This is a genomic window from Neorhizobium alkalisoli (genome assembly GCF_007829835.1).
GTDB lineage: Bacteria > Pseudomonadota > Alphaproteobacteria > Rhizobiales > Rhizobiaceae > Neorhizobium.
In genome coordinates this window covers 1-3,805 of sequence record NZ_VIWP01000028.1, presented here as the reverse complement: position 1 = coordinate 3,805, position 3,805 = coordinate 1, and the positions used below count along the sequence as shown (strand labels likewise).

General features: G+C 52.4%; 7 protein-coding genes. 4 read left to right on the top strand and 3 right to left on the bottom strand.

What is annotated here, in order from left to right; translation table 11 throughout:
* Positions 1–92: 92 nt before the first annotated feature.
* Complete coding sequence (locus FHW37_RS33285; RefSeq protein ID WP_145643848.1) at positions 93–557, bottom strand: hypothetical protein; 465 nt, start codon at positions 555–557, stop codon at positions 93–95.
* On the bottom strand, positions 538–894 hold the full coding sequence (locus FHW37_RS33280) for a PD-(D/E)XK nuclease family protein (protein WP_145643847.1): 357 nt from the start codon (positions 892–894) through the stop codon (positions 538–540). Before FHW37_RS33280 ends, FHW37_RS33285 begins: the two co-directional genes overlap by 20 nt.
* Before the next feature lie 132 nt (positions 895–1,026).
* Between FHW37_RS33280 and FHW37_RS33275 the strand changes: the two genes are divergently transcribed.
* The 4 genes from FHW37_RS33275 (at position 1,027) to FHW37_RS33260 (ending at position 3,124) form a co-directional block, all read left to right on the top strand.
* Positions 1,027–1,629, top strand: coding sequence for a hypothetical protein (locus FHW37_RS33275; RefSeq protein ID WP_246691063.1), 603 nt, complete (start codon positions 1,027–1,029; stop codon positions 1,627–1,629).
* 10 nt (positions 1,630–1,639) lie between these two features.
* The gene (locus FHW37_RS33270) at positions 1,640–2,083 is read left to right on the top strand and encodes a hypothetical protein (RefSeq protein WP_145643846.1); all 444 of its coding nucleotides are present in this window, start codon (positions 1,640–1,642) and stop codon (positions 2,081–2,083) included.
* Positions 2,084–2,124: 41 nt separating this feature from the next.
* On the top strand, positions 2,125–2,478 hold the full coding sequence (locus FHW37_RS33265; protein WP_145643845.1) for a hypothetical protein: 354 nt from the start codon (positions 2,125–2,127) through the stop codon (positions 2,476–2,478).
* 208 nt (positions 2,479–2,686) lie between these two features.
* Entirely contained in the window at positions 2,687–3,124 is a 438-nt protein-coding gene (locus FHW37_RS33260; protein ID WP_145643844.1) for a hypothetical protein, read from the top strand.
* Between the two features lie 22 nt (positions 3,125–3,146).
* Here the strand turns inward: FHW37_RS33260 and FHW37_RS33255 are convergent, their stop codons facing one another.
* On the bottom strand, positions 3,147–3,341 hold the full coding sequence (locus FHW37_RS33255; protein ID WP_145643843.1) for a hypothetical protein: 195 nt from the start codon (positions 3,339–3,341) through the stop codon (positions 3,147–3,149).
* Positions 3,342–3,805 lie beyond the last annotated feature (464 nt).

Sequence of the window (3,805 nt, the reverse complement as noted above, 5' to 3'; positions counted from 1 at the left end):
CGTGTCGATACTCGTTAGACATAAGCCTATCCTCAAGCCTGTGCTTGAGCCTTTCTGCTTATGCCGACTGTCCGGTCGAAATGGGGGGCAGTTCACATGGTGATAGCAATTTCAGTGAAGAAATCGCCCCATCCATATAAATTGATATTGGCGTTCGCCTCTCTAAGTTGATGGACCAAACGCGTTTGAGGGAGGAAAGCCCATTTGGGCAAAGCATTCGGCGCGAAAATCATGGTGCGTCTTTCGCCGGGCCGTCCATTGCTCAGCATCGCAGAGCCGGGCTCCAAGACGATTGCCTCCTCCCTGAGCATCGCAACATACTTCTCGGAAAAACGATCGATGTCGGCTAACGCTACTGCCTCGTAGCCTCGCCGCGCCTTCGTTGTCGCTTGCGTCAACAAAGCCGCGCGATGGAGAAGACGTGCTCGCAACTCTTCCATCGCACTCGACGCGCGGCCCGCGAGAAATTGCGTGACCTCCTCGTAGGTGATGACGTGGTCGAACTTGGTCGCAAAATGGTTTGACTTTTTAGCGTAGTCATGAGGGCAAACGAGCACTGTGGACTGCCGTCGCAGCGCCTGTACTAACGAGCAACTGAGCCTCTTCGCGATATGACTCAGCCTGTTGAGGCTGCTCCGGCGTGTCGAGTTTGTTTTCGATGAGGATCACTGAGCGTCCGAATGGACCATCGACGGAAAGCGTGATGTCGATCTCGCGGCGGTTGTGAATTCTCCGCTTGCTGTGAGTAACCGAGCTTCGTTCGAAATCGTTGTCGCTGACGCGCTGAACCAACCACCTCACGAACGCTGGTGAACACTTCAGCTCCTCAATGAGTAGAAGATCGATATCGCGTTCGGTTGCGTGGGTGAGTGTCAGGATGGTGTCGTCTGCCATAGGCGCTACTCACTTGTTTTGTCTGAGCAGAAATAGCCACCAATCCGCTTCTAGCTAAACGCAATTACACACGTAATATTGACAGGCGTTAAAGACAGACGTATATGTAACATCTGTCAAGGAGGCCGCAATGTGAACCACGATATGAAAAATTTGCCCTACACCCCGCAGAACTTCAAAGACCTTGCCGATACTCCGGTCGGGAAGGAACTTTGGTCCTTCCTGACATCAGAAGGCAATCTGATACGGATGGAAACCGCCACCATGCTTGAACGGGCTGCCGTAGAGCCGCTTTCCCAAGGCCTCGTGAGCGAGTTTGGTGAAAGTGTCAGAGATGATCGCACTAAGCAAATGATTGGACATATGGCACGCCAGATTATGGATGCCATGGGGTACGAGGTTGATCGCTCCGCTCTTCGGATCACTCGCCCCAGCCTGTTCACAAGCGGCACGACATACCGAGCTAAGGGCTCAAGCGGCCGTCAGATGAAAATCACTCGCGAGCAGCGCGAAGCATGGGTCAGAAATACCAAAAACAGTCCATTCAACATGTGGCTTGATAATCAGGTCAGAGACGAAAAGGGCGTCCTGGATCTTGATAAGCTTTACGCTGTTGCGAAAAGTCATGGGCTCGATAAGCGGTATGACAGTCTCAATCCCGGCCAGCAGAGGATGAACATAGGTGTTCAGCTTCGTAAACTGGTTGACCCGTCCCTCTACGCTGATCTCGCCTAAGGAGATTACCATGTACACGGTCGAGAAACTTAAGGCGATGACGTTGGAAGAGCGTGATACCGTTTACCGTAATTGCCTACGCAATCCGGGGCCAAAGGCGGACGAAATCCTGCTTTTACTCGAAAAAACAGGAGAAAAATACATCAAGGACAAGCCTGTTGCTAATGGCGATCCCATCTATCGTGCAATTGAATTGATCATCAACAAGCCTGAGCATACCGATCTTATGCTCGATGCAACGGCTAAAAGCAGACCAGCGCTCGAGCCCATTGATCCGTTGATTGCGAATGCTCTTGGGAAGGATTACGGCGGTCACAATGAGACAACGATCCTTGCCGGATATCTGGTAGGCCAGCGGATGTATGCCCTAGGTTATGAAAAGCGCCCTGCGAAGACTTTAACAGGCTGCGTCGCTAAAACGGCCGCGACCTTTAGGAAAAAGAAAGGGGCTTGATGGCCTGCGGCAGCGTTCGCGGACGCATAGGACTTTTCTTCATGCCACTGCTTGGAAATCGCTTTGAGATTTTCGAGCGATCATCTTCCTTCGACGAAGTGACACCCTTGGGTGGTTTCAAGACACATCCGCAAGGACACGTTGAAGTGTGGGATGAATTCCGCCGCGAGCGGCAAGATCTTCGTCGCTTTCCTTACGAGTATTTCCCGAGAGGTAGAGTTAACTGGAGAGAGGACGACAATACCTACCTCTTTCTCGCGGATGCACTGGTTTTCGAGCAGGAAATGCATCAAATTCTGCTCGATGATTGGCATCTTCGGTCAGAGAAGGTCCTCTTTTTAAGAGACCCGCATTACAAATCACCACGTTTCACGCGAGCGTGGCGCGGAATGTAAGGCTATGTTTTCGAACGAAAAAGGCTTGTGAATGTTTGAACCGTGGGTAGGTGAACAATATGGACGCTCAGACCTTCTAGGCGGAAAACGCATCCTCGTTGTGGGTGAGTCACACCACTCTGCTGAGCACCCCGCTGACAGTATTGTCCCCGACATGACTCATAGCGTCATGAAGCACTACGCCTCAACACAGTCACGAGGGGAGTGGATGAGGACGCTCGATAACATTGCGTGGGCGCTATCTGGAAAGGGCCGAGCGGATCTTGCTCAGTCAACCCATCGAGGCGAAGCCGATATCTGGCAAAGTGTCGCCTTCTACAACTACATCCCCGTTGTGTTGACCGACACCGCCCGCAATGGTCGCCCGACCAATGACCATTACAAAATTGCGGTTGAGCCTTTCGAGAAGGTTCTGGCAGATCTCAAGCCGGAGGTGCTTTTGATATGCGGTTACGGGCTATTTCCTTACATCGTAAAGAACCACTGGCCGGCCGCGATTGAGAAGCCTTGGGACTTCCGCGGCGACTACGTCGATGTAGGCACCAATGGCGGCATCCGGGCGATCAGGCTGATACACCCCTCGACCGGATTTTCGCATTCGCATTGGCATAAAGTGATTACTGAGGCTGTCACGACGCAAGCATAGTCAGCGCTGCAGGGTGCTGGGGCTAGTTGCGATTAAGCCCCAGTTTGCGGCTCAGGAGCTTGTTCATCCAGAGAGCCTCGAGCGTTAATAAGTCTGCATTGGTTGCGCCACTGCCGACGGTTTCGAGGATGGATACGCGATAATCACTGGCATCGCGGCTCTTTAGCGCGCTCAATTGGTTACCTTGCTGCGGATTGCCGCGATGAGTTTCCGTCATGTTTCCTACAAAATAGGCAGGAGAGATACGGTTCGATTTCGATGAACAGCGGGACTGATCATACCGTACCTTTTAACGACTCTTTCAAGATCATCAATCAACGAACGTGAAAGCGAGCCACATCGAACCTATTCCGCCACCTATGCGATATGCCAGATCAGCATGGTGACACAGTTCATCGAAATGTCCGATCAAGTCAGGAGTAGCGGCTGGTTCGCGTGGAACAATTATGAGGCAACCAGCTCGGCGATCGGCTTCTATTTTGTCCACGGCGCGCGCGTCGCGGCATGCTAATGCCATTCGGGCGTCGAACGTCACTTGGCGAATTTTAGCGGCGGCGAAATGCTGTTTGATCTCAAAAGCCCATGACTGTTGATTTCCACTGAGAGCTGACCCGGCGTTTCCACCGAGAAGTGACCCGCCTTTAGGTATCGTTTGTGCTGGTCGTAGTGGTCAAGGTCCTG

What these genes read in the sequence shown, in the direction of transcription:
- FHW37_RS33280 (WP_145643847.1), bottom strand. Translation starts at nt 894, where the DNA reads ATGGCAGACGACACCATCCTGACACTCACCCACGCAACCGAACGCGAT.
- FHW37_RS33270 (WP_145643846.1), top strand. Translation starts at nt 1,640, where the DNA reads ATGTACACGGTCGAGAAACTTAAGGCGATGACGTTGGAAGAGCGTGAT.
- FHW37_RS33265 (WP_145643845.1), top strand. Translation starts at nt 2,125, where the DNA reads ATGCCACTGCTTGGAAATCGCTTTGAGATTTTCGAGCGATCATCTTCC.
- FHW37_RS33260 (WP_145643844.1), top strand. Translation starts at nt 2,687, where the DNA reads ATGAGGACGCTCGATAACATTGCGTGGGCGCTATCTGGAAAGGGCCGA.
- FHW37_RS33255 (WP_145643843.1), bottom strand. Translation starts at nt 3,341, where the DNA reads ATGACGGAAACTCATCGCGGCAATCCGCAGCAAGGTAACCAATTGAGC.